Annotated in this window: 18 protein-coding genes; 11 read left to right on the plus strand and 7 right to left on the minus strand. The window is 67.7% G+C overall.

The window, feature by feature from the left end; genetic code table 11:
* Positions 1-112: 112 nt before the first annotated feature.
* The 3 genes from nhaA to ACOOF5_RS04950 all read right to left on the minus strand — a co-directional run bounded on the left by nhaA (position 113) and on the right by ACOOF5_RS04950 (position 3,110).
* Positions 113-1,480, minus strand: a complete 1,368-nt coding sequence (gene nhaA, locus ACOOF5_RS04940; RefSeq protein WP_420437204.1) for a Na+/H+ antiporter NhaA — start codon at positions 1,478-1,480, stop codon at positions 113-115.
* 52 nt (positions 1,481-1,532) lie between these two features.
* A complete protein-coding gene (locus ACOOF5_RS04945; RefSeq protein ID WP_420437206.1) occupies positions 1,533-1,916 on the minus strand; it encodes an STAS domain-containing protein in 384 nt (127 codons plus the stop codon).
* Positions 1,917-1,985: 69 nt separating this feature from the next.
* Positions 1,986-3,110, minus strand: a complete 1,125-nt coding sequence (locus ACOOF5_RS04950; protein ID WP_420437208.1) for an LLM class flavin-dependent oxidoreductase — start codon at positions 3,108-3,110, stop codon at positions 1,986-1,988.
* Positions 3,111-3,345: 235 nt separating this feature from the next.
* On the opposite strand from ACOOF5_RS04950, the gene ACOOF5_RS04955 reads away from it, so the two are divergent.
* Positions 3,346-4,062 carry a TetR/AcrR family transcriptional regulator gene (locus ACOOF5_RS04955; RefSeq protein ID WP_420437210.1) on the plus strand — a complete coding sequence of 239 codons (717 nt, stop codon included), beginning with the start codon at positions 3,346-3,348 and terminating at the stop codon, positions 4,060-4,062.
* A 3-nt stretch (positions 4,063-4,065) separates the two neighbouring features.
* Here the strand turns inward: ACOOF5_RS04955 and ACOOF5_RS04960 are convergent, their stop codons facing one another.
* Both ACOOF5_RS04960 and ACOOF5_RS04965 read right to left on the minus strand, forming a co-directional pair.
* Positions 4,066-6,102, minus strand: coding sequence for a hypothetical protein (locus ACOOF5_RS04960; RefSeq protein ID WP_420437212.1), 2,037 nt, complete (start codon positions 6,100-6,102; stop codon positions 4,066-4,068).
* A gap of 106 nt (positions 6,103-6,208) precedes the next feature.
* Positions 6,209-7,660, minus strand: coding sequence for a sigma 54-interacting transcriptional regulator (locus ACOOF5_RS04965; protein ID WP_420437214.1), 1,452 nt, complete (start codon positions 7,658-7,660; stop codon positions 6,209-6,211).
* A 321-nt stretch (positions 7,661-7,981) separates the two neighbouring features.
* On the opposite strand from ACOOF5_RS04965, the gene ACOOF5_RS04970 reads away from it, so the two are divergent.
* From ACOOF5_RS04970 to ACOOF5_RS04990, 5 genes are all read left to right on the plus strand, one after another.
* Positions 7,982-9,205 (plus strand): hypothetical protein, encoded by a 1,224-nt coding sequence (locus ACOOF5_RS04970; protein ID WP_420437216.1) that lies wholly within the window; start codon positions 7,982-7,984, stop codon positions 9,203-9,205.
* Positions 9,206-9,275: 70 nt separating this feature from the next.
* Positions 9,276-10,115 carry a succinate dehydrogenase cytochrome b subunit gene (locus ACOOF5_RS04975; protein ID WP_420437218.1) on the plus strand — a complete coding sequence of 280 codons (840 nt, stop codon included), beginning with the start codon at positions 9,276-9,278 and terminating at the stop codon, positions 10,113-10,115.
* A gap of 78 nt (positions 10,116-10,193) precedes the next feature.
* Entirely contained in the window at positions 10,194-12,116 is a 1,923-nt protein-coding gene (locus tag ACOOF5_RS04980) for a fumarate reductase/succinate dehydrogenase flavoprotein subunit (protein WP_420437220.1), read from the plus strand.
* Between the two features lie 59 nt (positions 12,117-12,175).
* The gene (locus tag ACOOF5_RS04985) at positions 12,176-12,937 is read left to right on the plus strand and encodes a succinate dehydrogenase/fumarate reductase iron-sulfur subunit (protein WP_420440897.1); all 762 of its coding nucleotides are present in this window, start codon (positions 12,176-12,178) and stop codon (positions 12,935-12,937) included.
* Between the two features lie 48 nt (positions 12,938-12,985).
* Positions 12,986-15,412, plus strand: a complete 2,427-nt coding sequence (locus tag ACOOF5_RS04990) for a hypothetical protein (RefSeq protein WP_420437222.1) — start codon at positions 12,986-12,988, stop codon at positions 15,410-15,412.
* Positions 15,413-15,530: 118 nt separating this feature from the next.
* Here the strand turns inward: ACOOF5_RS04990 and ACOOF5_RS04995 are convergent, their stop codons facing one another.
* On the minus strand, positions 15,531-17,000 hold the full coding sequence (locus ACOOF5_RS04995; RefSeq protein WP_420437224.1) for a PQQ-dependent sugar dehydrogenase: 1,470 nt from the start codon (positions 16,998-17,000) through the stop codon (positions 15,531-15,533).
* A 63-nt stretch (positions 17,001-17,063) separates the two neighbouring features.
* Here ACOOF5_RS04995 and ACOOF5_RS05000 point away from each other — a divergent pair, with 63 nt between their 5' ends.
* On the plus strand, positions 17,064-17,555 hold the full coding sequence (locus ACOOF5_RS05000; protein WP_420437226.1) for a pyridoxamine 5'-phosphate oxidase family protein: 492 nt from the start codon (positions 17,064-17,066) through the stop codon (positions 17,553-17,555).
* 108 nt (positions 17,556-17,663) lie between these two features.
* On the opposite strand, the gene ACOOF5_RS05005 is transcribed toward ACOOF5_RS05000, so the two are convergent.
* Positions 17,664-18,530 carry an HDIG domain-containing metalloprotein gene (locus ACOOF5_RS05005; RefSeq protein WP_420437228.1) on the minus strand — a complete coding sequence of 289 codons (867 nt, stop codon included), beginning with the start codon at positions 18,528-18,530 and terminating at the stop codon, positions 17,664-17,666.
* 154 nt (positions 18,531-18,684) lie between these two features.
* Here ACOOF5_RS05005 and dnaE point away from each other — a divergent pair, with 154 nt between their 5' ends.
* The 4 genes from dnaE to ACOOF5_RS05025 all read left to right on the plus strand — a co-directional run bounded on the left by dnaE (position 18,685) and on the right by ACOOF5_RS05025 (position 26,037).
* Positions 18,685-22,239: a DNA polymerase III subunit alpha gene (dnaE, locus tag ACOOF5_RS05010; RefSeq protein ID WP_420437230.1), complete on the plus strand. Its 3,555-nt coding sequence runs from the start codon at positions 18,685-18,687 to the stop codon at positions 22,237-22,239.
* A 147-nt stretch (positions 22,240-22,386) separates the two neighbouring features.
* Positions 22,387-22,566, plus strand: coding sequence for a hypothetical protein (locus ACOOF5_RS05015; RefSeq protein ID WP_420437232.1), 180 nt, complete (start codon positions 22,387-22,389; stop codon positions 22,564-22,566).
* A 65-nt stretch (positions 22,567-22,631) separates the two neighbouring features.
* Positions 22,632-24,653, plus strand: coding sequence for a threonine--tRNA ligase (gene thrS, locus ACOOF5_RS05020; RefSeq protein WP_420437234.1), 2,022 nt, complete (start codon positions 22,632-22,634; stop codon positions 24,651-24,653).
* Between the two features lie 208 nt (positions 24,654-24,861).
* Positions 24,862-26,037 (plus strand): zinc-dependent alcohol dehydrogenase, encoded by a 1,176-nt coding sequence (locus tag ACOOF5_RS05025; protein ID WP_420437236.1) that lies wholly within the window; start codon positions 24,862-24,864, stop codon positions 26,035-26,037.
* Positions 26,038-26,140: the final 103 nt, after the last annotated feature.

Below are 26,140 nucleotides of genomic sequence, written 5' to 3' on the forward strand. Positions count from 1 at the left end.
AGATGCCAAAGCTGCGGAGGCGGCAGGAGACTCGGCGACGTTGCGACCGGCCGGATCGCGGGAGCCGAGGATTCTGCCGCCTCCGCAGCGGGCGCACCGATCCGCTCAGCGTTCAGGACCCGCCGTGGATCTCGTGCTCGGGCGGTGCCACGATCCCGTCGTCTCCGGTACCTCTTCCGGCCCACCACAAAACCAGCAGGGCACCCGCAGCAGCCGCCACCGAAGCCACCAAGATGCCGATCTTGGCGAGGTCGGTCACGCCGCCGTCGTCGAAGGCGAGGCCCGAGATCAATATCGACACGGTAAAGCCGATGCCCGCAGCGAAGCCCGCGCCGACGAATTGCGGCCAGTTGAGGCCTTCGGGCAGCTCGAAGCCGAGCCGCGTGGCCAGCCAGGTGAACAGCGTGACACCGACCGGCTTTCCGACGACCAGCCCCAGGATCACTCCCCAGGTGATGGGCGAGCTGGCCGCGTCGGACACGGTGTCGCCTGACAGCTTCACCCCGGCGTTGGCGAACGCAAAGACAGGAACGATCAGGAATGCGGTAAACGGGTGGAGGACCGACTCGAGGCGTTCGGTCATCGGCACCGACTCCTGGACGAGAAACGACGCCTGATGGACCTGCTCCACGCTCGGATTGTCGGGGAGGTGATCCACCACGTCTTGGGCCTGCACCCGGTCGAGGAGCGGCTTGGCCGGCGCCAGCAGCCCGAGCGCCACCCCGGCGATGGTGGCATGCACCCCCGATTCGAGCGTCGCGAACCAGACCACCAGCCCGATGACCACGTACACCTCGACTGCCCAGACCTTCAGGACGGTGAGGGCCCGGATCAGCACCAGCAGGCCGGCGGCCAGCGCCAACCACCTGAAGTCGAGATCGCTGGCGTAGAAGATCGCTATGACCGCGATCGCGCCGATGTCGTCCACGATGGCCAGCGTCAACAAGAAGAGCTTCAGCATCGCAGGGACCCGCGATCCCAGCAGTGACACGATGCCCACGGCGAACGCAATGTCGGTCGCCATCGGCATCGCCCAGCCCGCCGCGCCGTCGCCCGACGGATTCAGAGCGAAGTACAGCAGCGCCGGCACCACCATCCCGCCGACGGCCGCAATCGCCGGCAGCATCGCAGCCCGCACGTTCGCGAGATGGCCGGTGACCAGCTCACGCTTGATCTCCAAGCCGACCACGAAGAAGAACAGCGCCATGAGGCCGTCGTTGACGAAATGCTCCAACGTCAACGGATGCAGGTGGTAAGAGCCGATCGCGAGATCGATGTAGGTGTGCCAGAAGTCGAAATAGCTGTCGCTCCAAGGCGAGTTCGCCCAGATGAGCGCGGCGGCAGTGGCCAGCAGCAGCAGCACGCTGCTGGCGACCTCACGGTTGACGAAATTGAGGATCGGCCGAGCCACGTAGCGAGCGAGCCGGCTGTCGCCTCCGACGAACGTCTCGCGCTGGAACAGGTAGCCAGAACCCGCCATATGGACGCACAGGATACGGACCGAGCACCGCACCGTCCTCAGGGCCCGAAGTTCAGCTCCCGCAGTGCGATGCCGCCGACACTTGCCCGATCGCTGCCTGCACATCGGTCGCCGAGGCGAAGAGCGGGGCGATCCCGGTATCCGCGAGGACGGCCGCCACTTCGGGGGCGGTAGCGGCCAGCACCATGACGCCTCCCCCATTGCGGCACCGTCGGCGCGCATCGAGCAGCACGCCCACCACTACCGGGGCCAGGATGTCTGCGTCGGACAGGTCGACGATGAGCTTCGGCGGCGTCCCCGCAGCGGCCAGCGCGGAGCGGAACGCGCTGTCCAACGATGCGATCGCGCCTAGGTCGAGTTCCCCGCGTGGCGTCACCACCACCGCGATCGAACCGTCCCCAGCATCGACAGTTCGCTCGGAGATGCCCGAGATCATGATGAGCGAGCTGCCGCTGTCGCTGTCGCTGTCGCTGTCGCGAGAGGCTTGATCGGGCCGCGCGCCGGCTCAGGCAAAGCGAGGCATCACCTTGTCGCTGATGAGCTCGAGCGACGCGTTGATCTGGTCGGCGGAGTGGATGCCCTGGGGGACCAGGAAGAACGCCTCGTCGATGCCCAACGTCGTCTGCGCCTCTTCGATCTGGCGGCTGATCGTGTCGGGGCTGCCGACGAGCTGCAGCGGCATGCCCTGGCCGAACTGGATGGACCACTGATTCCAGAACCACTCCATGTCGGCGAACTGCTCCCACGCCTCGGCGTCGGTGGGCGCGCAGACGGCGACGCCGCCCCAGCCGCACTCGTGCCCGCGGGGCTTGTCCACGCCGTGACGGGCGGCCTCGTCGCGGTACGCCTTCCACAGCGCCTCGCAGAATTCCATCTTGTCGCTCAGCACGATCGGCGTGCCGCCGTAGCGAGCCCAAAAGACGGCCGAGTCCATCGACATCGTGAACCCGCCGTACAGCGGCGGGTGCGGTGTCTGCAGCGGGCGCGGGGCGATGCCGACCTCATGGATCGTCATGTCTTCGTCGACGCCGGCGCCGTAATCGGAATACACGGTGTGGGTGTGGGGGTTGAGGTTGTCGTTGGGGAAACGCCAGAACTCGCCCTCATAGGAGAACGTGGGGCTCTTCAAGGCGGTGAGAACGACGTCGACGAACTCTTCGAAGAAGCGGCGGTTGTAGGCGTCTTCGTCGGTGCCGCGGTTCCACTTGCCGACCGCTGCGAGGTCGGGCCGGATCTTGAACTGGTCCACCCAGCGATGTTGGTAGCCGCGCACCACGCCGAAACTGAGCCGCCCGCCGGTCATGTGGTCGAGGGTTGCGACCTGCTCGGCGACGCGCATCGGGTTGTGCGTGGTGGACACATAGCCGCACGCGATCGGCCGCAGCTTGGCGGTGTGCTGCGCGATCCAGCTGGCCATGAGGTTCAAGTCGTTGGAGATCTCGAATCCTTCGATCTGCAGGTGGTGCTCAGGATGGCCGAAGCCGTGCCAGCCGTTGTCGTCGGCAAAGCGTGCAATGTCGGCGATCTCGCCGAGCATGCGTTGGTAGTAGTCGTTGTTGAGCCCTGCGAGGCCCGCCTCCAGCTCGTGGCGGCGGCCGATCGTGCAGTACATGAACAAGTTGAACTTCACCGTGGCTCCCGTCGCCTCTACCCGCAGCTGCCCGCGATCGGCACAGGCCCTAAGCCTCGCAGACGACTTCGCGGAGTGTAGGTGAGCACGCCCGTTCCAGCCCCAGAACGCGCCAGGCCCCGCGCCGCCGCATCCTCGCATTCGCCGTGGTCCGCGCACCGCTGTCGGGCGAAACCCCCTGATCAAGGTGCGACTCCTGCATGAACGCCCGTTCAGGAGTAAGTTCTTCAGCGGCATGAACAGCACCGAGGCCGCCACCGGCAGCTCGGCCCGGCCGGATCCCACCAACAACTCCGCTGCCGCTGCCGCCGACGAGAACGGCGGCAATGGCAATGGCAACGGCCGGAGGATTCGCAAGGGCGAGCGCAGCCGCATGCGCATCTTGGATGCTGCTGCGCGCTTGCTCTCGTGCCGTGGCTATGCCGCCACCACACTGACCGACATCGCCGGCGCCGCAGAGATGCAGGCAGGCAGCCTCTACTACCACTTCGACTCCAAGGACGCGATCGTCGAAGAGGTGCTGAGCGTCGGCATCGACCACGCCCGCTGCGCGATCGACGCTGCGCTGGAGGCATTGGGCTCCGAGGCGAAAGGCTCCGACCGTCTCGCTGAAGCCATCGTGGCCTACGTCAACTGCATCGTGGCCGAGAGCAACTTCACGGTGGCCAACATCCGCTGCTACAACGAGTCGCCTCCTCAGACCCGCCAGAGCCTGAGGGTGCCCCTGCGCGACTTCACGAACCTGTGGGTCGGCCTGCTTGCAGAAGGCCAGTCCGACGGCTCGCTGCGCGACGACGCCAATGCCAAGGTCCTCGCCCGGATCATGATTTCGGGCCTCAACTCGCTGGCCAGCTGGTACCGCCCTGGCGGCGAATTGCGCCTCGAAGACCTCGCCCGCCAGTTCGCCGAAATGGTCTTGGCCGGCCTGCTCCCCGCCTCCGACTCCGAGTGACAGCTACAGGCGTCCGCTGGTGACCAGTCGGCGGCGGTGCTCCAAGAAGTCGACGAGCACATAGTCGCCCAAGTTCTGAGGGCTCGTGAAGAACGCCCGCCCGCCGTTCATCTCGGTCATCTTCTCGACGAAGGCTCGCAGGTAGCTGTTCGGGTCAAGCATGAACACGTTGATCCGGATGTCTTCGCGGGTCGCCCGCGCCACTTCCAGCAGCGTGGCCTCAATGGTCTCACGCACCGGCGGGTAGGCGAAGAACGGCCGCCCGTCGCGGGCGAGGTGAGCGGTCGGCTCGCCGTCGGTGATCATGATGATCTGTTTTGAGCCGGTCTGGCGGGCCAGCAGCCGCCGGGCGATCATGAAGCCGTGCTGCATGTTGGTGCCATAGGCGAAGTCCCAAGACACCTCCGGCAGCTGCGCAGCGGTCAGCTCGGAGGCTGACTCGGCGAAGCCCACGATGCCCAGGTAGTCCCGCGGGAACTGCGTCGAGATCAGCGAGTGCAGCGCCATCGTGACCTTCTTGGCCGGCAGGAAGTTGTCGCGCATCGGCATGGACAGCGACAGGTCCAGCATCAGCACCGTCGATGCCCGCGACAGCAGCTCAGAGCGCTCGATCTCGAAGTCGTCGGGTGTGAGGCTCACCGGTGTGCCGGTCCCCTGCCGGGTCACCGCGTTGCGCACGGTGCGCTCGATGTTCAGGTTGAAGGCGTCGCCGAACTCGTAGGGCTTGGTCTCGTACGCGAACTCGTGGCCGACTCCTGACTTGCGCACCTGGTGGCTGCCGACCTTGTCGTCCATGAGTCGGTTGAACAGGTCGCCGAGCGCGTTCTGGCCGATGCGGCGCAGTGCCCGCGGCGTCAGCTCCAGGCGGCCCTCGGTGTGCTGCGCGAGACCCGATTCCTCGAGCATGCGGGCCATCTCGCTGAGCCGTTCGAGGGCCTCTGCGGACTGATCGCCGAGCAGCTCGCGGACCCGCTCGGGATCCACCTCAGCGAGTGCCGACGGGCTGACAGCGCCCTGCAGCATCTCGGCCAGCGCGTCGAGATCGCCGAGCTGACCCATGACGTCGGCCGCCTGCGACATCGACAGCGGGTCGTCGCCGCCGAAGGAGTAGTTGCGATCCCAGCCCATGTCGGGGAACGCCTGCTGGAGGTTCTGCGCGAGCTGCTGGGCCTGCCATTGCAGGTCCATGTCGTCCATGAACTGCGACGCCAGGTCGGCGAGCTGCTGGCGCTGTTCGGGAGTCATCGAATTCAGCATCGACGCCATGGCCGCCATGCGCTTGGCCATGATCTCGAGCAGCTCGTCGAGCGTCTGGGGGTTCTCGGGGAAGAAATCGCCATAGCGATCCATGAATCCCTCGAAGTCAGGCTCCTCGCCGCGGGCACGCTGTTCGAGCATCTGGTTGAGCTCGGCCATCATGTCCTTGGTGCGGGCCAGGTCCTCGGGGCTCATGTTGCCCATGGCCCCGGTCATCTGGTCGAAGTAGCTCTGGGCCACTTCTTGGCGCAGCCGCTCGACGAGCTCGTTGAACTGCTCGCGCGCCTCGGGCGATTCGAAGTCGTAGCTCTGCAGGCCGCGCATCTTGCCGGCCAGGTCGGGGGGCAGCATGTCGAGCTGCAGGTTGCGTTCGGCGGCGCTCGACTGGGCGATCTCGTCGCGGCGCTCATCGCCGCTGTCGGCCGCGTCGTGCGCGAACTCCGCCAGCGCCTCACGCTCGGTGTCGGTGATCTCGTCGAGCTCGCGGGCGATGTCGTCGTACACGCCGCCGAGGTCGAACTGATCGAGCATCTCCGAGCGGCGTTCTCGCAGCCGCTCGAGCATCTCGCGCAGGCCTTCGAGCCGGTTGCCTTCCGAATCGGTGAAACCCTGCTGCATGAGCCGGCGCAGCGCCGCATTGAGATCGCCGTGATACAGCAGGTCGTCGGTCATCTCCGCGAACAGGCTGTCCGCGTCGAAGTCGAAACCCGTCTGGGTGCCGTCCCAGGCCGAGTATTCGAAGCGCGCGCCTTCCCGGCGAGCCCGGCGCCAGCGGATCTTCACTGGCTGGCCCCGTCCGGCCGGAGTGCAGCCGAGCGCTGCGGGAATCCAACGCGCTCTTCCATATACATCACTCTCTCATGGCAACGGTCGCTACCCATACAGCCACTCAACCACGGGAGCGGTAGGTGGCCCGGGCGCCGACGTGCTCTTTGTTGAGCCGCTTGGACAGGTGCAGGCCTTCGAGCACCAGCTCGACGGCAGAGGCCAGCACTGCGGGTGCGGCACCCTCGTCGGACTGCGAATCCGCAGCGGTCGCTACCAGCGACTCAGCTGCGACGGCGAGCGCCTGGTTGCCGGCGAGCAGCTCCATGTAGGCCTCCGAGCCGAGATCGTCGCCGGTGTGCACCACCTTGCCTTCGCCGAAACTGGCCACCACGTCGCTGAGCTCGTCGGGCGAGAAGCGGTTCTTGAAGACCTCCAGCACGGCGGCTTTGAGCATGGTCTCGACGATCTTGCCGTCGCGGCCTTCCTCCATCGACTCGATCTCGATCTTGCCGGCGGTCGAGCTCATGAGCGAGTCGAGATCGCTGACACGAGGCACCACAGTGCGCTCGCCGCGTTGCAGCGCCCGGCGGGTGGCGTTAGCCACGAGCGTCTCGGTGTTGGTGACGGTCATGCGCACCGACACGCCCGAGCGCTGGTTGACATGGCTGCTGGCACGAGCCACATGACTGAACGTCGCCACGATCTCAGCCATGAACTCGGGCAGCGTGACGCTGACGCCGCCGTCGAAGCCCACATCGATCCCGGCCAGGTCCAGCGGGCGGGCTTCGGCCGAGGCGATGTCCATCTCGGTGTCCACGTCGAGCGGGTAGTGGGTGCGGATCTGGGCCCCGAAGCGGTCCTTCAGCGGGGTGATGATGCGGCCCCGGTTGGTGTAGTCCTCCGGGTTGGCCGTCGCCACCAGCAGCACGTCGAGGGGCAGGCGGATCTTGTAACCGCGGATCTGCACGTCGCGTTCCTCGAGCACGTTGAGCAGGCCCACCTGGATGCGCTCGGCAAGGTCGGGCAGCTCGTTGATGGCGAAGATGCCGCGGTTGGTGCGCGGCACCAGCCCGTAGTGCAGTGTCAGCTCGTCAGACAGGTACCGGCCCTCGGCGACCTTGATGGGGTCGACCTCTCCGATGAGGTCGGCGATCGAGGTGTCGGGCGTGGCCAGCTTCTCGCCGTAGCGGACATCTCGATGCGCCCACGCAATAGGCGTGTCGTCGCCGTGCTCGGCGACGAGATCGAGGGCGTGGCGCGACACCGGGTTATAGGGGTCGTCGAAGATCTCGGAGCCCTCGATGTACGGCATCCACTCATCGAGCAGGTTCACCAGCGAGCGGATCATGCGGGTCTTGGCCTGGCCCCGCTCGCCGAGGAACACCACGTCGTGGCCGGCCAGCATGGCGTTCTCGAGCTGAGGTAGCACCGTGTTCTCGTAGCCCAGCACGCCGTCGAACAGCGGCTCTCCCGCGGCGACAGCCTTGGCGGCGTTCGCACGCATCTCCTCTTTGATCGGCTGGGACACCCAGCCGATCTTGCGCAGTTCGCCGAGCGTGGAGGGGTGGGTCATGGCGGGCAACCTAGCCCGCCATGAGGCCCGATAACGCATGAAGCGCGACGCCGCACGGGACATCCGGCGAGACCGACGCTGTTCCCCCAAGCGTCAGCGCAAGCCGGTTGCACCGCCCGTTGGCCGCGCATAGCGTGACGGTGGAGGCAAGGGGAGTCGAACCCCTCGGGAATGGATGTACAGGCCCTCCCGGCCACCCGGCAGCCCCCAAGGAACGAAGCTCTCGCAGCTCCGGTCCACGAAGGCCCCCGCTCGGCTCGCTGGGCGGGGGTCTTGCATGATGTTTGCAGCACACCCATTCATCTCTCTCAGTATTTTTCGATGACTTTCCATTTGACGGCGCAAGGCGGAAATACCTGGACGCTGGCTGGTGACTGGCTGGTGCGTGCTGCGGGGGCTGGCGAGTGGCGCACCGTTGCCGACCGGGCGCTGGACGACGATGCGTGGAAGGCCACGCCGCATCTGGGGCGGTGGTGGCTGGATTCCGGACTCGCGCAGTCCGATGCCGTGCTCTACCGAAGGCACTTCGAGCTGCCGCCCGAGCTGCCGGCAGGACCCCGCAGCGCTGCTGACCCTCACACCCGCTGGTGGCTCGTTGCGAGCGGCCTGTGCGAGCTGGGCCACCTTTGGCTCGACGGCACCTACTTGGGCGATCTGCGCGGGCGCCACGCCGAGCATGCGTTCGAAGTGAGTCCACTGCTGCGCTCGGGCGCCGAGCATCTGGCAGCCGTCGAGGCGGCGCGCGGCACCGTGCGGGTGCCCCAGGACCAGGACGCGCACGTCCGCATCTGCCAGACCGGGCCGGCGCGCATCGAGCGAGTGCGGGCCTTGGTGATCGAGGCCAGCTTCGACCAGGCCGTGCTGCGCATCTCTGCCACCGTGAACAGCAGCGGCACGCACCGCGGCGAGGTGACCACGACCGTGCTGCCCGCCGACGACCCCGATGCCGGCTGGTCCCGCGAATCCACCCGGCCCGCCGCTACGCGCGACGACGGCATGGCGCAGTCTGAGCCGGTGCTGGCCCGTGGCCGCAACGAGCTGGAGTGGCTGGTCACGCTCGAGCGCCCCTCGCTGTGGTGGCCCGCCGGCATGGGAGACCAAGCGCTGTACTGCATCGACATCGACATCGCGATCGACGGGCGCTCCAGCCATGCGATCAGGCGCCCCACCGGAATCCGGACGATCGCGACGCGGCGCAAGTCGCTGCTCGTGAACGGCGAGCCGCACCGCGACGGACTTGACGCGCTGCGCGCCAACGAGCACGAGCTGAGCCACCCCAGCACCTATGAATCGGCCAACGCAGCGGGCCGGCTGCTGTGCCAGCAGGTCACGCTCGATCCCAGCGTGTTCGCCGGCGCCGAGCGTGGCCTGCGCGCGCTCGCTTCTCTAGCCGCCGCAGCGGCTGCCGACCACGCGGGCCACCATCCCTGCATCGCGGCATGGCAGCCCTCCCAGACCGCTGGCGGGCGAGGGTGGTCGCCGTGGGCACGGCGCGTCATTGCCAAGGCGATGAGCGCCGCTGATCCATCCCGGCCAGTTCGCTAACGTCAGCGGGTCGACCGGCGGGAGCCCGGCATACTGTGCCGCCGCACAACGCCACGTACGGGAGGAATACATGGCGCCGACTGCCACGCAGCCCGCCGGGTCTGCACCGGTGTTCAAAACCAAGCGCCCCCTGCCGTTCCCGCTGAACATCTACCAGTCGGCGATCGGCCGCAAGTGGGTGATGGCCTGGACCGGCGTGGGACTGCTGGGTTTCGTGATCGTTCACATGATCGGCAACCTGCACCTCTACGAGGGCCCTTCGCGGATGTACGAGTACGCCGAGACGCTGCGCGACCTCGGCGGCGGGCTGCTGCCCCGCACGCTGGTGCTGTGGATCATGCGGATCGGGCTGCTCGCGATGTTCCTGGTGCACCTGCATTCGGCGTACACGCTCAAGGAGCGCAGCCGGCTGGCCTCGCAGCGGGCCGGCTTCATCGGCGGCGCCAAGAAGTACGAGTCGAAGCGCGACTACGTCGCCGCCAACTACGCCTCGCGCACCATGCGCTGGACCGGCCCCATCGTGGGCCTGTACGTGCTGTTCCACCTAGCCGACCTGACGTGGGGCTGGTGGCTGGGCGATGCGTACGTGCGCGGCGATCCGTACCACAACGTGGTGGAGTCGCTGTCGTCCATTCCGGTGGCGATCCTCTATGTCGTGGCGAACGTGGCTCTGGCAGTCCACATCTTCCACGGCACCTGGAGCATGTTCCAGACACTCGGTGTCAACAACCCGCGCTACAACGGCCTGCGCCGCAACCTGGCCACCGTGCTGGCCGGCGTGATCCTGGTGGGGAACCTGTCGTTCCCGGTGCTCGTGCAGGCCGGCCTGGTCAACGAGGACAATCGGGACTGCCCGGTCAACGACACCACCGGCTTGGAGTGCCTGGGTGCACAGGCGGAGGCGCACTGACATGGGACGCAAACACACCCCGCGCAGCAGCGAAGGCCACAGCAAACACTGTGCAGTAGCGGAGGCGCACTGATGGTCATGAACGGCGTGCTCGACGCTCGCGTGCCCGACGGGGCGATGGCGAACAAGTGGACCGACCACAAGTTCTCCATGAAGCTGGTCAACCCGAACAACAAGCGCCGCTTCGAGATCATCGTGGTCGGCACCGGCTTGGCGGGCGCCTCCGCGGCGGCGTCGCTGTCGGAGCTGGGCTACCGGGTGAAGGCATTCACTTTCCACGACTCGCCCCGCCGGGCCCACTCGATCGCAGCCCAAGGCGGCATCAACGCCGCGAAGAACTACACCAATGACGGCGACTCGGTGCACAGGCTCTTCTACGACACGGTCAAGGGCGGCGACTACCGCAGCCGTGAGGCCAACGTGCACCGCCTGGCCGAGGTGTCGCTGAACATCATCGACCAGTGCGCGGCCCAGGGCGTGCCCTTCGCTCGCGAGTACGGCGGCCTGCTCGACAACCGGTCCTTCGGCGGCGCTCAGGTCAGCCGCACGTTCTATGCCCGGGGCCAGACCGGCCAGCAGCTCCTGCTGGGCGCCTACCAGGCGCTCGCCAAGCAGGTGGCCGCCGGAGGTGTCGAGCTCCACACCCGCACCGAGATGCTCGACCTCATCACCAAGGACGGGCGGGCCTGCGGCATCGTCACCCGCGACCTGGTCTCGGGCGAGATCGCGGCGCACACCGCCCATGCGGTGGTGCTGGCCACCGGCGGGTACGGCAACGTCTATTACCTGTCCACCAACGCCATGGCCTGCAACGTCACTGCTGCGTGGCGGGCGCACCGGCGGGGGGCGTTCTTCGCCAACGCCTGCTACACCCAGATCCACCCCACCTGCATTCCCGCCAGCGACGAGTTCCAGTCGAAGCTGACGCTGATGTCGGAGTCGCTGCGCAACGACGGGCGAATCTGGGTTCCCTCGCAGATGGACGACGCCCGCCCGGCGGGGCAGATCCCCGAGCCCGAGCGCGACTACTACCTCGAGCGCAAGTACCCGGCCTTCGGGAACCTGGTGCCACGCGACGTGGCAAGCCGCAACGCCAAGACCGTGGTGGACCAGGGCAAGGGCGTGGGGCCGCTGCGCAACGGCGTCTACCTCGACTTCTCCGAGGTGATCGACCGTGAAGGCCGCGACGCAGTAGCGGCCAAGTACGGGAACCTGTTCGACATGTATGAGCGCATCACCGGGGAGAACCCCTATGCCGGGCCGATGCGCATCTACCCCGCCACGCACTACACGATGGGCGGGCTGTGGGTCGACTACCACCTCATGACTACGGTGCCGGGCTGCTACTCGATCGGCGAGGCCAACTTCTCCGACCACGGGGCCAATCGCCTCGGGGCCTCAGCGCTCATGCAGGGCTTGGCCGACGGCTATTTCGTGCTGCCCTACACGATCGGCGACGACCTGGCGGCCCGGCTGGGCGAGCCGGTGGTGCCCACCGATGACCCCGTGTGCTCCCAGGCGGTTGCCGAGGTGACCGACGCCACCGGGCGATTCCTCTCGATAGGCGGCACCCGCTCAGTCGACTGGTTTCACCGCGAGCTCGGCAAGATCGTGTGGGACTACATCGGCATGGAGCGCACTTCTGCGGGGCTGGAGAAGGCGCTGTCGGAGATCCCGGCGCTGGAGGCCGAGTTCTGGGCCGATCTGCGCGTGCCGGGTTCGGGCGCCAATCTCAACCAAAGCTTGGAGAAGGCCGGGCGGGTGGCCGACTTCTTCGAGCTGGCCACGCTGATGGCCCGCGACGCCTTGGTGCGCGAGGAGAGCTGTGGCGGGCACTTCCGGGCCGAGCACCAGACGCCCGACGGCGAGGCGCAGCGCGACGACGAGAACTTTGCGCACGTCGCTGCGTGGGAATGGCACGACACCGACACCGTGCAGACCCGCCACACCGAGGAGCTGTCGTTCGACGAGGTGGCACTGACGCAACGGAGCTACAAGTGAGCGGGACAAACGGGCAGAGCCAAAACAACGGCCAAAGCCAGCAGAGCCAAGGCGGCACCTTGAACCTCACGCTGCGCATCTGGCGCCAGGACGGGCCCGCCGCCAAGGGCGGCTTCGTGAACTTCGACGCGCCCGGGGTCAGCGAGGACATGTCGTTCCTCGAGCTGCTCGACACCATCAATGAGCGGCTCATCGACGAGGGCGGCGTGCCGATCGAGTTCGACCACGATTGCCGTGAGGGCATCTGCGGCACCTGCAGCCTGATGATCAACGGCCGGGCGCACGGGCACGAGGTGGCCACCACCACCTGTCAGCTGCACATGCGCAAGTTCTCCGACGGCGACGTCATCACCGTGGAGCCGTTCCGGGCGAAGGCGTTCCCGGTGGTGCGTGACCTGGTGGTCGACCGCAGCTCGTTCGACCGCATCATCGAGGCGGGCGGCTACATCTCGGTGAACACCGGGGCGGTGGGCGATGCCAACCTCACTCCGGTGCCCAAGGAGGCCTCCGACACGTCGTTCGACGCGGCGGCGTGCATCGGCTGCGGGGCGTGCGTAGCTGCGTGCCCGAATTCGGCGGCGCAGTTGTTCACCTCGGCGAAGCTGGCGCACCTCAACTTGATCCCCCAGGGCCAGCCGCAGCGCTGGGAGCGCACCGAGTCGATGGTGGAGACGATGGAGCAGTTCTTCGGGTCGTGCACCAACCACGGCGAGTGCACCGAGGCCTGCCCCAAGGAGATCAGCCTCGACTTCATTGCGTTCATGAACCGCGACTACGTCAAGGCCAAGATCAAGAACCGCAAGCTGGCCGGCCAGAACTGAGCCGCGCCGTCCGCGCCATGGGCAGACACCCCGCAGTAGCGTTTTGCCGTGATCAATCTCGCCCACTTCCGCTCACGCACACGTCCTCGCATCGCTGCAGGCCCAGGCCGCCGAGTCAAGCGTCGAACGCGCATTGCCGCCGCAGCCGTGACGTTCGCTGTGCTGCTGGTCTCGGTCGTGCTCGCCGCGCCCGCGTCGGCGCAGGAACGTCCCGCACATCTGGTGCGCAGCGGACCAAACCTGACCTTGGTCCTAGCGAACTGCTCGAGTACTGCCGACACTGCGACTGCGGTGGAGCTCGCCGTTCGATCGCGCCATGCCGGTGCTGCATGCCTCAGCGACGACGGCGTTCCCGCCGATGTCGCCGACCTCATCTCGAGGTTCGAGCCTGACCGCGTGATCGTCGTCGGCGGCGAGGCTGCCGTGCCGGTCGCGGTCATGGAGGAACTCGAAACAGCAGTGCGCGGCGCGTACCGGTGGGCTGTGATGCAACGTTTGGACGGGGCGACACGAGTAGAAACTTCCGCCGCTGCTGCGCGCGCCGCGCTGGAGAGTCCAGCGGTCGTCGGCTTGGACGCGGTCACCTTGATCGTGGCCGACGGTTGGAACGACGCACACATCGACACAGCGCGAGCCTTCGCCGCACGATTCGAAGATGCCGCCATCACCTACTTCTCGCCGGCCACGGTCGCCGACGGTCTCGCCGAAGCGACCGCATCGCTGATCGCCGACTACCGACCCGCGCGGATCGTGTTCGCCGGGCTCACCGATGAAGCGGGCAACGCCGCTGAAGCAGCGACCCGAGCGGTTCTGGCGAGCATCGGATCCGACATCTCTCCCGATCGCGTCGCGCTCGCGAGCGGCATGGCAGCGCCCGCCATCGACACCGCAACGCTCGCCGGCACCGCACGCACGACGTTCGAGGCGATCAGCCGAGGCGAGCGAGTCCGGCTCGTCGTCGACGAGAGCGACAGTCCGCCCTTCTTGGCGCTCACTTCGGCCTCGGGAGTGCCGGGCATCCGCTCGACGCTGTTCACGGTTCGAGCCGACGGCAGCGACCGAATGCTGCGGACCGTCGACCACAACGGCTGGGAATGGGACTACAGCGACGGTCGGCGGCTGGTGTGGGCCGACGATGGCGGGCGCGTGCTGGCCGCGGCGCCCGATGCCCCCGGCGAGCTGCTGATCCCCGAGGGCACATGGCCGTGGTGGTCACCCGACGGCAGTCATCTCATGGCGTGGAACAACACCGACACCGACGACAACGACCGCCTCGATTCCTTTGAGGCGTTGCTGTTCGACGCCGACGGCACTCCGGTGCGCAGCTTGGGCCAGATGGATTCCCGTACCTGGTACTACGGCGACCTCGGCGATTTCGTCTGGTCGCGTGACGGCAAGCACTTGGCCTATGTCACCGGCCATATCGACCCCGACACGGGCGAGGAGGTCAACGAGGCACGCATCGAGCCGACCGATGGCAGCGCCCCGCCCGTCACATTGGCCGACGACGCCGTCATCTTGCGCTGGTCGCCCGACGGCAGCCATCTCCTCTATGGCACCCCGCACGAATGCCCCGCCGACCCGAACGATGAGAGCTGGGTGCTGTGGCTCGCGTCAGCCGACGGCAGCGAGACACGCGAAATCGGCCCGGTTCACTACCACGCATGGACCGTGGTCATCGTCAACCCGTGGTCCCCTGACGGGCAGCACTTCGCATATGAAGCACTCGATCCGGACGACTGCACGACGGAGTTGCGCATCAGCACCGTCGGCGGCGATCCGAACGACGGCGCCGACCCGGTGAGCATCGCTCGGAACGTGGAGTTCCTGGGCTGGTCGCCGGACAGCACGTACCTCGAGTACGGGGAAGAGACAGACATCCCGGTGACCGACTACCTGTCGCCCGAGTTTTCGTGGGTCGCACATCGAGACGGGAGCTCGAAGCGGTTCATCGGCGAGCTATCGCCGACCGCGTACGGCTGGGTTTTCTGGTCACACGATGGCACGTACATCTCCTACAGCGAGATGCTGCGCGACGACGACGGCAACGTGACGGGCCTCGTCGCCCGCACCGAGCGTGCCGACGGCGAGGGCGAAACGATCACGCTGGCGGAACCCGGCAACGCGCTGTCGTGGTCCGACGACGGCCGTGCGGCCTACGTGGCCCACCACGACGACGACGGCGACGGTGTACCCGAGCGGGAGGCGCTGTACGTGCACACGCCCGGTTCGGCCCATGGTGACGTCGAGCTGGTGCACACGCTTCCCGCGCCGACGCGGATCGCGATCTGGTCGCCGGAAGACACCCATTTGATCTACGGCTCAGGTTCGGTTGAGTCGCTGATCGGCTGGTACCGAAACCGCGCGCGCGGGGTGGACGTGTGGGGCATCGAGACCGGCCAGCCTCGGTGGGTGCATCGCCTGATCACCGACGTCACCTGGGGCGCCTGGCAGCCCCAGCCCGACGCCGAATAGTCCTCGCCGCGTTGGCCCGCTGAGGCGGCGGAAGAGTTCTCTGCTCCGGGAATCCAGCAGGTTCCAACCTCGCAGAGCCCTCTTCCGCCGCCTCAGCTATGACATCTGCGCAGTCTCGTCAACGTTTGCTTGGCGTGGCTGACTTGAGACCGAAAACGGTGCCGGCTGCGCTGAGGACGTAGAGGTCGCCGCCGGCATCTTCGCCGAAGGACACCAGCGTGCTACGCGGCACTGACACGCCGAGATCGATGCGCTCGGCTGTGCCGTCGGGGCCGCGGACGAGGCCCCAGATCTTGCCGGTGCAGTAGTCGCCAAACACGTAGGTGCCTGCAAGCGCCGCAATGTTGCTTCCCCGGTACACGTAGCCGCCGGTCACCGAGCAGCCTTCATCGTGGCCGTAGGTGTACACCGGGAATACCAGGTCGCCCGGCGTCTCACCGCCAGTGTCGCCGCCGTTGAACCGTTCGTTGCCTTCGAACAGCGGCCAGCCGAGGTTGGCGCCTGGCGACCAGCCGTCGGCGGCGGGCAGCACGTGGATCTCCTCGATGCGGTTCTGGCCGACGTCTGCGATCCACAGGTCACCGGTGAGCCGGTCGAACGAGAAGCGCCACGGGTTGCGTGCGCCGTACGCCCACACCTCGGGCGCTCCCCCGCGCGACGCAAAGGGGTTGCCGGCGGGAATGCCGTAGCCGCGCCCCGACGACGGGTCGGGGTTGATGCGCACCATCGTGCCCAGCAGGGTGGAGCTGTCTTGGCCGTGCCCGAACCTGTCGTTCGCGCCGCCGCCGTCACCGAACCCGGCCCACAGGTTCCCGTCGGGCCCGAAGGCGAGGTCGCCGCCGTTGTGGTTGCACGCCGGTTGGTCAAGCGCCAGCAGCACTCGTCGGCGTTCGGTCTGGGGAGTGTCGCCCACCATCGGCATCACCACGATCCGGCTGTTCGCCGAGGTGTCGGTGTAGCTGAGATACAGCTGGGCGCCGTCGGGCGAGAAAGCCACGCCCAGCAGCCCGTTCTCACAGCCCTGGCTGACCCTCGCGCCGATATCGGCCACGAGCTGCGGAGCGACATCGGCATCAGCCTCGCTGCCGGCGGCAGGGTCCAGCAGCCAAACCTGACCGGTGAGCGTGGCGACATACCGCTGGCCGGTCCCCGGTCGGGCGACCAGCGCAATCGGCGCCTCGATGTGTGCGACAGGCACCAGATCAAGGCGGATCTCGGCAAGCGAAGGCACAGCATCGGCGGCTGGCGCGGCACTCGTGGGGGGCGAAGGCGTCGATCCCTGCGCCGTGTCTGTGTTGCCCGTATTGCCTGCGCTGTCCGTGCTGCCAGTGTTTTCGACGTTGCCTGCTGCGGCCGTTGAGCCAGTCGGGTTTGCCGATGTCGCCGTAGTGGGCGGCTGACTTGTCGTGGCGAGGGGAGGGACGGTCCGCAACGCTGGCGGTGCCGTCACGGGGGGCGCTGTCACGGCGAATGCCGGGTCGACCTGCTCGACAACCAGCCTCCCGTCGGGGTCGCGGGAGGGGAGGGCGCACGCGCCGACCACGAGTGCTGCGGTCATCAACGTCGCTCCTGCACGTGCCAGATTCACCGTGGCGACGGTACCGATGTCGGTGAGGCACAATCACGCAGGACCGATGGTGGGGAAGATCAGATGGGTGCACAAGGCAGTGACGTGAGCTGGGATGGCTTTGCTGCGGTGTGTGGGGAGCTGGCGCACCGCATCCAGCGGCGTTTCGAGAGTCACCTGCATGCGGTCATGGCCACGATCCGTGCCGACGGCTCGCCCCGGATGTCAGGCATGGAAGCCCCCATACGCGAGGGCCACCTCTGGTTGGGCATGGACCGCAACTCGATGAAGGCCGCCGACCTGCGGCGTGACGCCCGGTTCGGGTTGCACTCTGCGCCCGAGAGCGGCGAACTGCAGGCAGGTGATGCTCGCATCGAGGGCAGTGCCGTGCCGGCCGACGACGCCCAGCTCGAGACGTTCCTGCGCGGCCACCATCACGAGGTCGACGACGCGACACCGATGGCGCTGTTCACCGCCAGCATCGCCCGCGCCGTGCTCGTACGCGTCGACCGTCAGCAACTCGTGGTCGAAACCTGGACGCCGTCGGGCGGGCTGACCGAACGCCGCATCAGCTGAGCCCGCTCACCTCGGAAGGTTCGTCCAGGCCAGCTCGGCCCCGCTAGCTCGACTCGGGGAGGCGGCGTTCGTGGAACTCGACGGGCGGGGGGCGCGACACGACCGCGGCTAGGGAGCTGCCGCCGATCCCTGCTCGGCCCACCAGGCGTCGAGGCGGTGGCGGACTTCGGCGTCGCCCAGCTCGCCTTCGGTGCGGCGCAGTTCGAGGAGGAACCTCATGGCGCGACCGACGTCGGGGCCGGGTTCGAGGCCCAAGTGGGCCATCACCTCGTCGCCGTTCAGCTCGGGGCGCACCTTGGCGGCTGCCTGCTCGCGGGCCAAGCGGGTGATGCGCACCTCGAAGCGGTCGAGCGCGTCGTGCAGGGCCTCGATGCGCTTGACGTTGCGTGAGGTGCAGTCGCTGCGGACCATGTCGTTCAGGTCGCCCAGCAGCGGGCCGGCGTCGCGGGCGTAGCGCCGCACTGCTGCGTCGGTCCAGCCGGTGTCGTAGCCCTTGAAACGGCCCGACAGGTGCACCAGGCGGGCAACTTCGGCGGTGATGTCGTCGCTGTAACCCATCTGCGGCATGCGGCGTTGGGTGAGCTTGGCGCCTACGGCCTCGTGGTTGCGGAACGTCACCCCGCCCGGGCCGATGTCGCGGGTCAGCGGCTTGCCAATGTCGTGGAACAGCGCCCCCAGGCGCACCCGCAGCCTTGGCGGGCTCTGGGCCACGACGGCGATGGTGTGGGCCAGCACGTCCTTGTGGCGATGGATGGGGTCTTGTTCGAGCGCCAGTGCGGGCAGCTCGGGCAGGTGTTCGTGGGCCCAGCCGTTGTCGACCAGTTCCCACAGGCCCTCGCGTGGATCGTCTTCGACCAGGACGCTGTTCAGCTCGTCGCACGGCAGCACGGCACCCTCGTCGAACCCGAGCTCGTCGAGGTCGTCGCGGTCGGGCGCGCGCGGTGCGTCTTGGGGCGCGCGCTGCGGGGTGTTCATGCCTCCATGATGCAGTGCGGCGGGCCGCCGTCCAACCCGGTTTTGCGGGGGTTCGGCCAGCATGGCGGGCGCGTCCGCCAAACATTCGACGATCACGCCATCGCCCGGTCTATGTTCGACAAACGGGCCGCTTCAACACAGACCGAGGAGCAGCGTGGCAGCGTCATTCGTGCATTTGCACACCCACACCGAGTACTCGCTGCTTGACGGGGCGGCACGCGTCAACGAAGTGGTGGCCGCCGCGGCCGCCGACGGCCAGCCCGCGCTGGGCATCACCGACCACGGCAACATGTACGGGGTCCTCGACTTCTACCGGGCCTGCAAAGCGCACGGCATCAAGCCGGTCATCGGCACCGAGGCCTACATGGCGCTCGAGAGTCGCCACGAGCGCCCCAACCGCAACCGGGCCAAGAACGCCAAGGTCGACGACACCGGCGACGACGGCGAGGGCGGCGGGAAGCTCTACTACCACCTGACGCTGCTCGCCCACAGCGACGCCGGCTATCGCAACCTGCTCAAGCTGGCCAGCCGGGCATTCCTCGAGGGCTACTACTACAAGCCCCGGATGGACTGGGAGATGTTCGCCGACCATGCCGAGGGCCTCGTGGCAACCACCGGGTGCCTCGGCAGCGTGGTGCAGCAGGCCCTGCTCGCCGGCGACTACGACGAGGCCCGGCGCCGGGCCGGCCGCCTGCAGGACATCTTCGGGCGTGACTCGCTGTACGTCGAGCTACAAGACCACGGCATCGGCGCGCAGCACGACTGCAACCCCCAGCTTCTGCAGATCGCCCACGACCTCAGCGCACCGCTGCTCGCCACCAACGACCTGCACTACACCCACCAGCACGACGCCGTCGCCCACGACGCCCTGCTGTGCGTGCAGACCGGCTCGCTGCGCAGCGACCCCGACCGGTTCAAGTTCCACGGCGACCAGCACTATCTCAAGTCGGCCGCCGAGATGCGGGCACTGTTCGGCGAGCACCCCGAGGCCTGCGACAACACGCTGGCCATCGCCGAGCGGGCCGACGTGAGCATCGAATTCGGCCGCACGCTGCTGCCGCACTTCGAGGTGCCCGCCTCCCACGCCGGCGCCGACGCCTACCTCGCGCACCTGGCGTTCGAGGGGGCCAAGCGGCGCTGGGGGGCCAACGTGGCGCAAGACACTGCGGCGCGCATCGCCTATGAGCTGCGGGTCATCTCCGACATGGGCTTCAGCAGCTACTTCCTCATTACGTGGGACCTCATCCGCCATGCCCGTGAGGCCGGCATCCGGGTGGGTCCGGGGCGCGGCTCGGCGGCGGGGTGCGCCGTTGCGTACTGCTTGGGCATCACCGATCTCGACCCGATCCACTACGGGCTGCTGTTCGAGCGGTTCCTGAACCCCGCCCGCATCTCGATGCCCGACATCGACATCGACTTCGACGACCGCTACCGCGACGAGATGATCCGCTACGCCGCCGACAAGTACGGCCACGACCATGTGGCGCAGATCATCACGTTCTCCACCATCAAAGCCCGGGCGGCGGTGCGCGATGCGGCCAGGGTGCTGGGCAAGCCCTACTCGCTGGGCGACCGGGTGTCCAAGGCGATGCCGCCGCTCATCATGGGGCGCGACACGCCGCTGGCTGCCTGTCTCGAGCGAGTCGACGAGCACGCAGACGGGTACGCCGCCGCCGCCGAGCTGCGCGACATGTACGCCAGCGACGACGACGTGCGTGAGGTGGTGGACGTAGCCCGCGGGCTCGAAGGGCTGATCCGTCAAGACTCGGTGCATGCCGCGGCCGTAGTCATCAGCCCGGCGCCGCTGACCGACTACCTGCCCATCCAGCGCAAGCCCGAGTCTGGCAAAGACCCCGACGAGGCGCCCATCGTCACGCAATTCGACATGGGCGGCGTGGAAGACCTCGGCCTGCTGAAGATGGACTTCCTGGGGCTGCGCACGCTGTCGATCATCGACGAGTGCGTGCGGCTCTTGGAGGCCAGCACCGGCAGCCGGCTCGACATCGACGCCGTGCCGCTCGATGACGACGCTACCTTCCGATTGCTGCAGGCGGGCGACACGATGGGGGTGTTCCAGCTCGAGTCGACCCCGGTGCGCTCGCTGCTGCGTTCCATGGCGCCTACCCAGTTCGAGGACATCTGCGCGCTGGTGGCGCTGTACCGGCCCGGGCCGATGGCCGCCGACATGCACAACAGCTACGCCCACCGCAAGAACGGTCGTGAGTCTGCTGCGCCGCCGCATCCCGATCTGGCCGAACTGCTGTCAGAGACCTACGGGCTGATGATCTACCAGGAGTCGATGATGCGGGTGGCCCAGGAGATCGCCGGCTACTCCATGTCCGAAGCCGACGACCTGCGTAAGGCCTGCGGCAAGAAGAACCGTGCCCAGATTGCCGAGCACCGCACCAAGTTTGTGGAAGGCGGCGTGGCCAAGGGTTACACGGCGGAACTGGGCGAGCAGCTCTTCGACATCATCGAGCCGTTTGCCGACTATGCGTTCAATAAGAGCCACGCGTTTGCGTACGGGCTGATCGCTTACCAGACGGCGTATCTGAAGGCCAACCACCCCACCGAGTTCCTGGCGGCGGTGCTGACGGGTTCCAAGCGGAACATCGACAAGGCGGGCGTGTACCTGGCCGACTGCCGTCAGCACGGCATTGAGGTGCTGGTGCCCGACATCAACCGCTCCGAGCTGGATTTTGCGGCCGATGGGCAGACGATTCCGTTCGGCCTGTCGGCGGTGCGCAATGTGGGCATCAAGGTGGCCGAGCCGATCATTGCTGAGCGCTCTGCCAACGGACCCTTCGCCGACTTCGACGACTTCTGCATGCGGATGCCTCGTGAGGTGCTGAACCGGCGGTTCGTGGAGTCGCTGATCAAGGCGGGTGCGTTCGAGTGCTGCGGGCACTCTCGCAAGGGCCTGCTCGATGTGTTCGACCGGATCATCGAGTCGGCGTTGCGGCGGCGGGAGGAGGCTGCGGCGGGCGTGCAGTCGCTGTTCGGGGGGCCGAACGGGAGTAGTAGCGGTGACGGCCGCAGCGAGAGTTTCGATGAGCGCATTGAGGTGCCCGACGTCACGGCCGACGAGCGCACCACGCTGACGTGGGAGAAGGAACTGCTCGGGCTGTACGTGTCAGACCATCCGCTGCGGGGCGGCGAGGCGCAGTTGCAGCGGAAGGTCGATTGCCCAGTCGGCGGACTGGGCGAGTTGCCGCCGAACCCCGAGGGCGGCCAGCAGTGGGTGACGATCGGCGGTGTCGTGCAGAACCTGCAGCGTCGCTATACCCGCAGCGGCGAGCCCATGGCCCGGTTCGTGCTCGAAGACATGGAGGGGTCGGTGGAGGTCACGCTGTTCCCCAAGGGCCTCGCGGCTGCGGGCGATGCGCTGACCGAGGATGCCGTAGTGCTGGTGCGGGGCCGGCCGGATCGGCGCGGCGACGGCGAGACGGCCTTCCTGGCGTCGGAGTTGGAGGAGTTCAGGTTGCGCAAGGGGCCGGTGCCGCTGTCGCTCGACGTGGAGCGGGTGGACATCGACGAACACTGGCTGGCCTCGTTCGAGCAGATGCTGTCGCAGTGTCCTGGCGATGCGCCAGTGCATCTGCGGGTGGGCGATTCTGTGGTGAAGCTGCCCGAGTCGCGCTGGGTCGATGCGCGGACGCTGGCAGGTCCGATGCGCGAGCTGCTCGGCGCCGACGCCGTACGCACCTAGCCCGACCACGAGGTGCGCCCGCCGCTGAGGCAGCCGAACCCTCAGCCATGACGCGGCCAGACCACTAGCCTTGCCCGCTGGCTGCGCATGCGGCCGACCCCCTCCCACTGCGGCACCGGCCGCTTGGCAGTTTTTTCAGGAGCACTCATGAGCGACGGCGATACCCGCAAGGTCGACCAGAAGTCGCTCGAGGACCCTCACAAGATGATGGTCCCGTTCGCGAAGTTCAAGAGTTTCCAGTTAGCCGACAAGCTGTGGGTGCTGGGCGGGCTGCTGTTCTTGGTCATCTTGATCAACATCGTGTTCTCTGGCGGGGGCGCCAGGTAGCCGCTGCGCCAAGTTGCCAGGAAATTCACTGGCACCCGCAGGGCGATGGAGAGGAAACTGTCCCGATGAGTGGCAGCGAGCGGGCAGACCCGAACTCGGTAGTCACGGTGGTGCTGCCTGACGGGCAGACCCGGGAGCTGGCGGGCGGCGCTACCGGTGCCGATCTGGCTGCGTCGCTGGGGCGGCGTGCAGCCAAGGATGCGCTCGTTGCCGTGGCCGATGACGAGCAGCTCGACTTGGACCGGCCGCTGCCCGACGGGGCTTCGGTGTCGCTGGTCTTCCCCTCATCCGACGAAGGGCTCGAGGTGCTGCGCCACTCGACCGCCCACGTGCTGGCCCAAGCGGTGCTGCGGCTGTATCCCGGCGCCACCTTCTCGATCGGGCCGCCGATCACCGACGGCTTCTATTACGACTTCGACCTGGGCGCCGACGCCGACGGGCGGCCGCGCACCTTTTCTGACGACGATCTGACGGCGATCGAGGCCGAGATGCGCTCGATCGTGGCTGCCCGTCAGCCGTTCATCCGGGCCGAGGTAGACCGGGCTGCCGCCGACGAGCTGTTCGCTTCGCACCCCTACAAGATCGAGATTCTCGACGGCGAGGCCGACGACCCTGCCTCTGGCCCCGCCGGCGGGGTGATCACCACCTACCGCAATACCGACGAATTCGTCGACCTGTGCCGTGGCCCCCACGTTCCCCACACCGGGCGGTTGGGCCACTTCAAGCTGATGCGGGTGGCGGGCGCCTACTGGCGTGGCGACGAGCACCGCCAGATGCTCCAGCGCATCTACGGCACGGCGTGGGGCACCAAGGCCGAGTTGGCGGCGCACCTGGAGCGGCTGGAAGAGGCCGCCAAGCGTGACCACCGGCGGCTCGTGACCGAGCTCGACTTGCTGAGCTTCCCCGCTGAGCTGGGCGGCGGGCTGGCCGTGTGGCACCCGAAGGGTTCGGTGATCCGCAAGATCATGGAGGACTACAGCCGTGACCGTCACGAGGCGGGCGGCTATGAGTTCGTGTACACGCCGCACCTGGCCAACGCCCGGCTGTTCGAGACCTCAGGGCACCTCGACTTCTACGCCGAGGGCATGTACCCGCCGATGGAGATGGACAACGGCGTCTACTACCCCAAGCCGATGAACTGCCCGATGCACTGCTTGATCTTCAACCAGCGCCAGCGTTCGTACCGCGAGCTGCCGCTGCGGCTGTTCGAGCTCGGAACCGTCTACCGCTACGAGAGGTCAGGGACGCTGCACGGGCTGCTGCGCATCCGGGGCTTCACCCAGGACGACAGTCACCTGTATGTGGCGCCGTCACAGCTCGGCGACGAGATCGAAGGTCTGCTGGACTTCGTGCTGTCGGTGCTTGGGGCATTCGGCTTCGACGACTTCGAGTTCAAGCTGTCCACACAGGATCCCGACAAGTACGTGGGAGACGACGACAGCTGGGAGCGAGCCACCACGGCACTGGCGGCGGCGCTGGATCGGCGCGGCCACGACTATGAGGTCGCTGCGGGCGAGGCGGCGTTCTACGGGCCGAAGATCGACATCGACGTGACCGATGCGATCGGGCGCTCATGGCAGCTGTCCACCATCCAGGTCGATTTCAACCTGCCTGAGCGGTTCAACCTGCGCTACACCGGTACCGACGGCGAGATGCATCGGCCGATCATGATCCACCGGGCGCTGCTGGGTTCGATCGAGCGGTTCTTCGGGGTGCTGGTGGAGCACTACGCGGGCGCGTTCCCGCCGTGGCTTGCACCGATCCAGGCCGTGGTGCTGGGCGTTCGGGCCGATCATGATGCGTTCGCTTCGGAGGTGGTGGCGCAGCTCGCTGGGGCCGGTTTCCGGGCTGAGACCGTGCCGGCGGATGATCCGCTGGGTGCACGCATCCGCCGGGCCAAGCTGGAAAAGGTGCCCTACGTGCTGGTGGTGGGCGACGACGATGTCGCGGCGGGCACCGTGGGTGTGAACCCGCGGGGCCAGCCCGTGCGGCGCGATGTGCCGCTGGCCCAGTTCGTCGCGCAGCTGACTGACGAGGTGGAATCCAAAGCCATCGACGTCAGCAGTAACCAGCCGCTCTCCGCATGAGCGCCACGAAGACGGACCCGGGTTTGCTCGGCGTGCCGGCCGAGCCGTCGTCATCAAGCCAAACTGCTGCGGTGCACTCAACCGTTCCGCGCGAGCACTCCCGCTGCGCAGTGCGCAAGGTGTCTGGCCGTTTCCGGCTCGCCTTGTCACGCGAGCACAGCCGACGGGTCATGGGCGAAACGCTGTCGACCCCAGCGGGCGTACGGTCGTGAGAGCGCTGGTGTTCGAGCGCAAGGAGCTGCGGTTCGCTGCGGCGATGGCTGCGGGGAAGCTGAAGCCGGGTTCGGGTGCGGGCGTGGGTCCGCTGCGGCTGACCGAGATGGATCCGCCGAAGCTGCCCGGCGACGGCTGGCAGTACGTGCGCACGGCGCTGTCGGGCATCTGCGGCTCCGACCTCGCGACAGTGGACGGCAAGGTGTCTCGCTATTTCGAGCCGCTGGTGTCGTTCCCGTTCGTGCCCGGCCATGAGGTAGTCGGCCACACCGACGACGGCACCCGGGTGGTGCTCGAGCCGGTGCTCGGCCACGAGGCTCACGGCTTCGCCCCGCCTTGGCCAGACGCCGCCCCGGCTGACGGCGACGATTATGGCCACCTGATCGGCGGCGAGATCGAGGCCGGTTTGCAGACCGGGTCGTGCGCGTCGACGGGCGGCGGCTGGTCGGAGCGATTCGCCGCCCACCGCAGCCAGCTCCACTCGTTGGGTTCATTGGGCCCCGAGGATCTGTCCGACGAGGCCGCCGTGATGATCGAGCCGACCGCTGCGGGCGTGCATGCTGCACTGCGGTCGGGGGTGACCGAGGGCGGCACGGCGGCCGTCATCGGCGCCGGAACGATGGGTCTCGTTGCCGTGGCTGCGTTGCGCCAGCTCACTGGCGTGGCGGCGATCGTGGTGGGCGCCCGCTACAGCCACCAGCGCCGCCTGGCCCGTGAGCTGGGCGCCGACCTGGCCGTGACTCCCGACGAGCTCGGCCGGGCAGTGCGCCGCGCCGCGGGCACCCGGGTGATCGGCGAGACGCTGGGGTCAGGGACGCACGTGACGATCGACGCAGTGGCCTCGTCGGCGTCGCTGACCGACGCCATTGCCCTCACCCGACCCCGTGGCCGGGTGGTGGTGCTGGGCATGCCCGCCAACGTCGAGTTGAACCTCTCTGCGCTGTGGCACCGCGAGACCGAGCTCGTGGGCGCCTACTGCTACGGCACCGAGCCGTCGTTGGACGGCGGCCACACGTTCGAGGCCGCCATCAAGCTCGTGCGCGACTGTGACCTGGGCCGGCTGGTCTCCGAGCTGTACCCGCTCGAGGAATACCGGGCTGCGCTGGAGCACGCAGCCAACGCCGGCGCCCGAGGCTCCACCAAAATCGCCTTCGACCTCCGCGAGAACTAGCACCGTCTCGGGTGCGGCAGATCAGCGAGGCTGCGCAGACCGGTCGCTGCCCGATGTTCGCTCCGAAGTCAGGGTTTGTTCAATCGCGGCTGGCAGGCTGTCG

The sequence above is a fragment of the Candidatus Poriferisodalis sp. genome (assembly GCF_965214215.1).
GTDB lineage: Bacteria > Actinomycetota > Acidimicrobiia > Acidimicrobiales > Poriferisodalaceae > Poriferisodalis.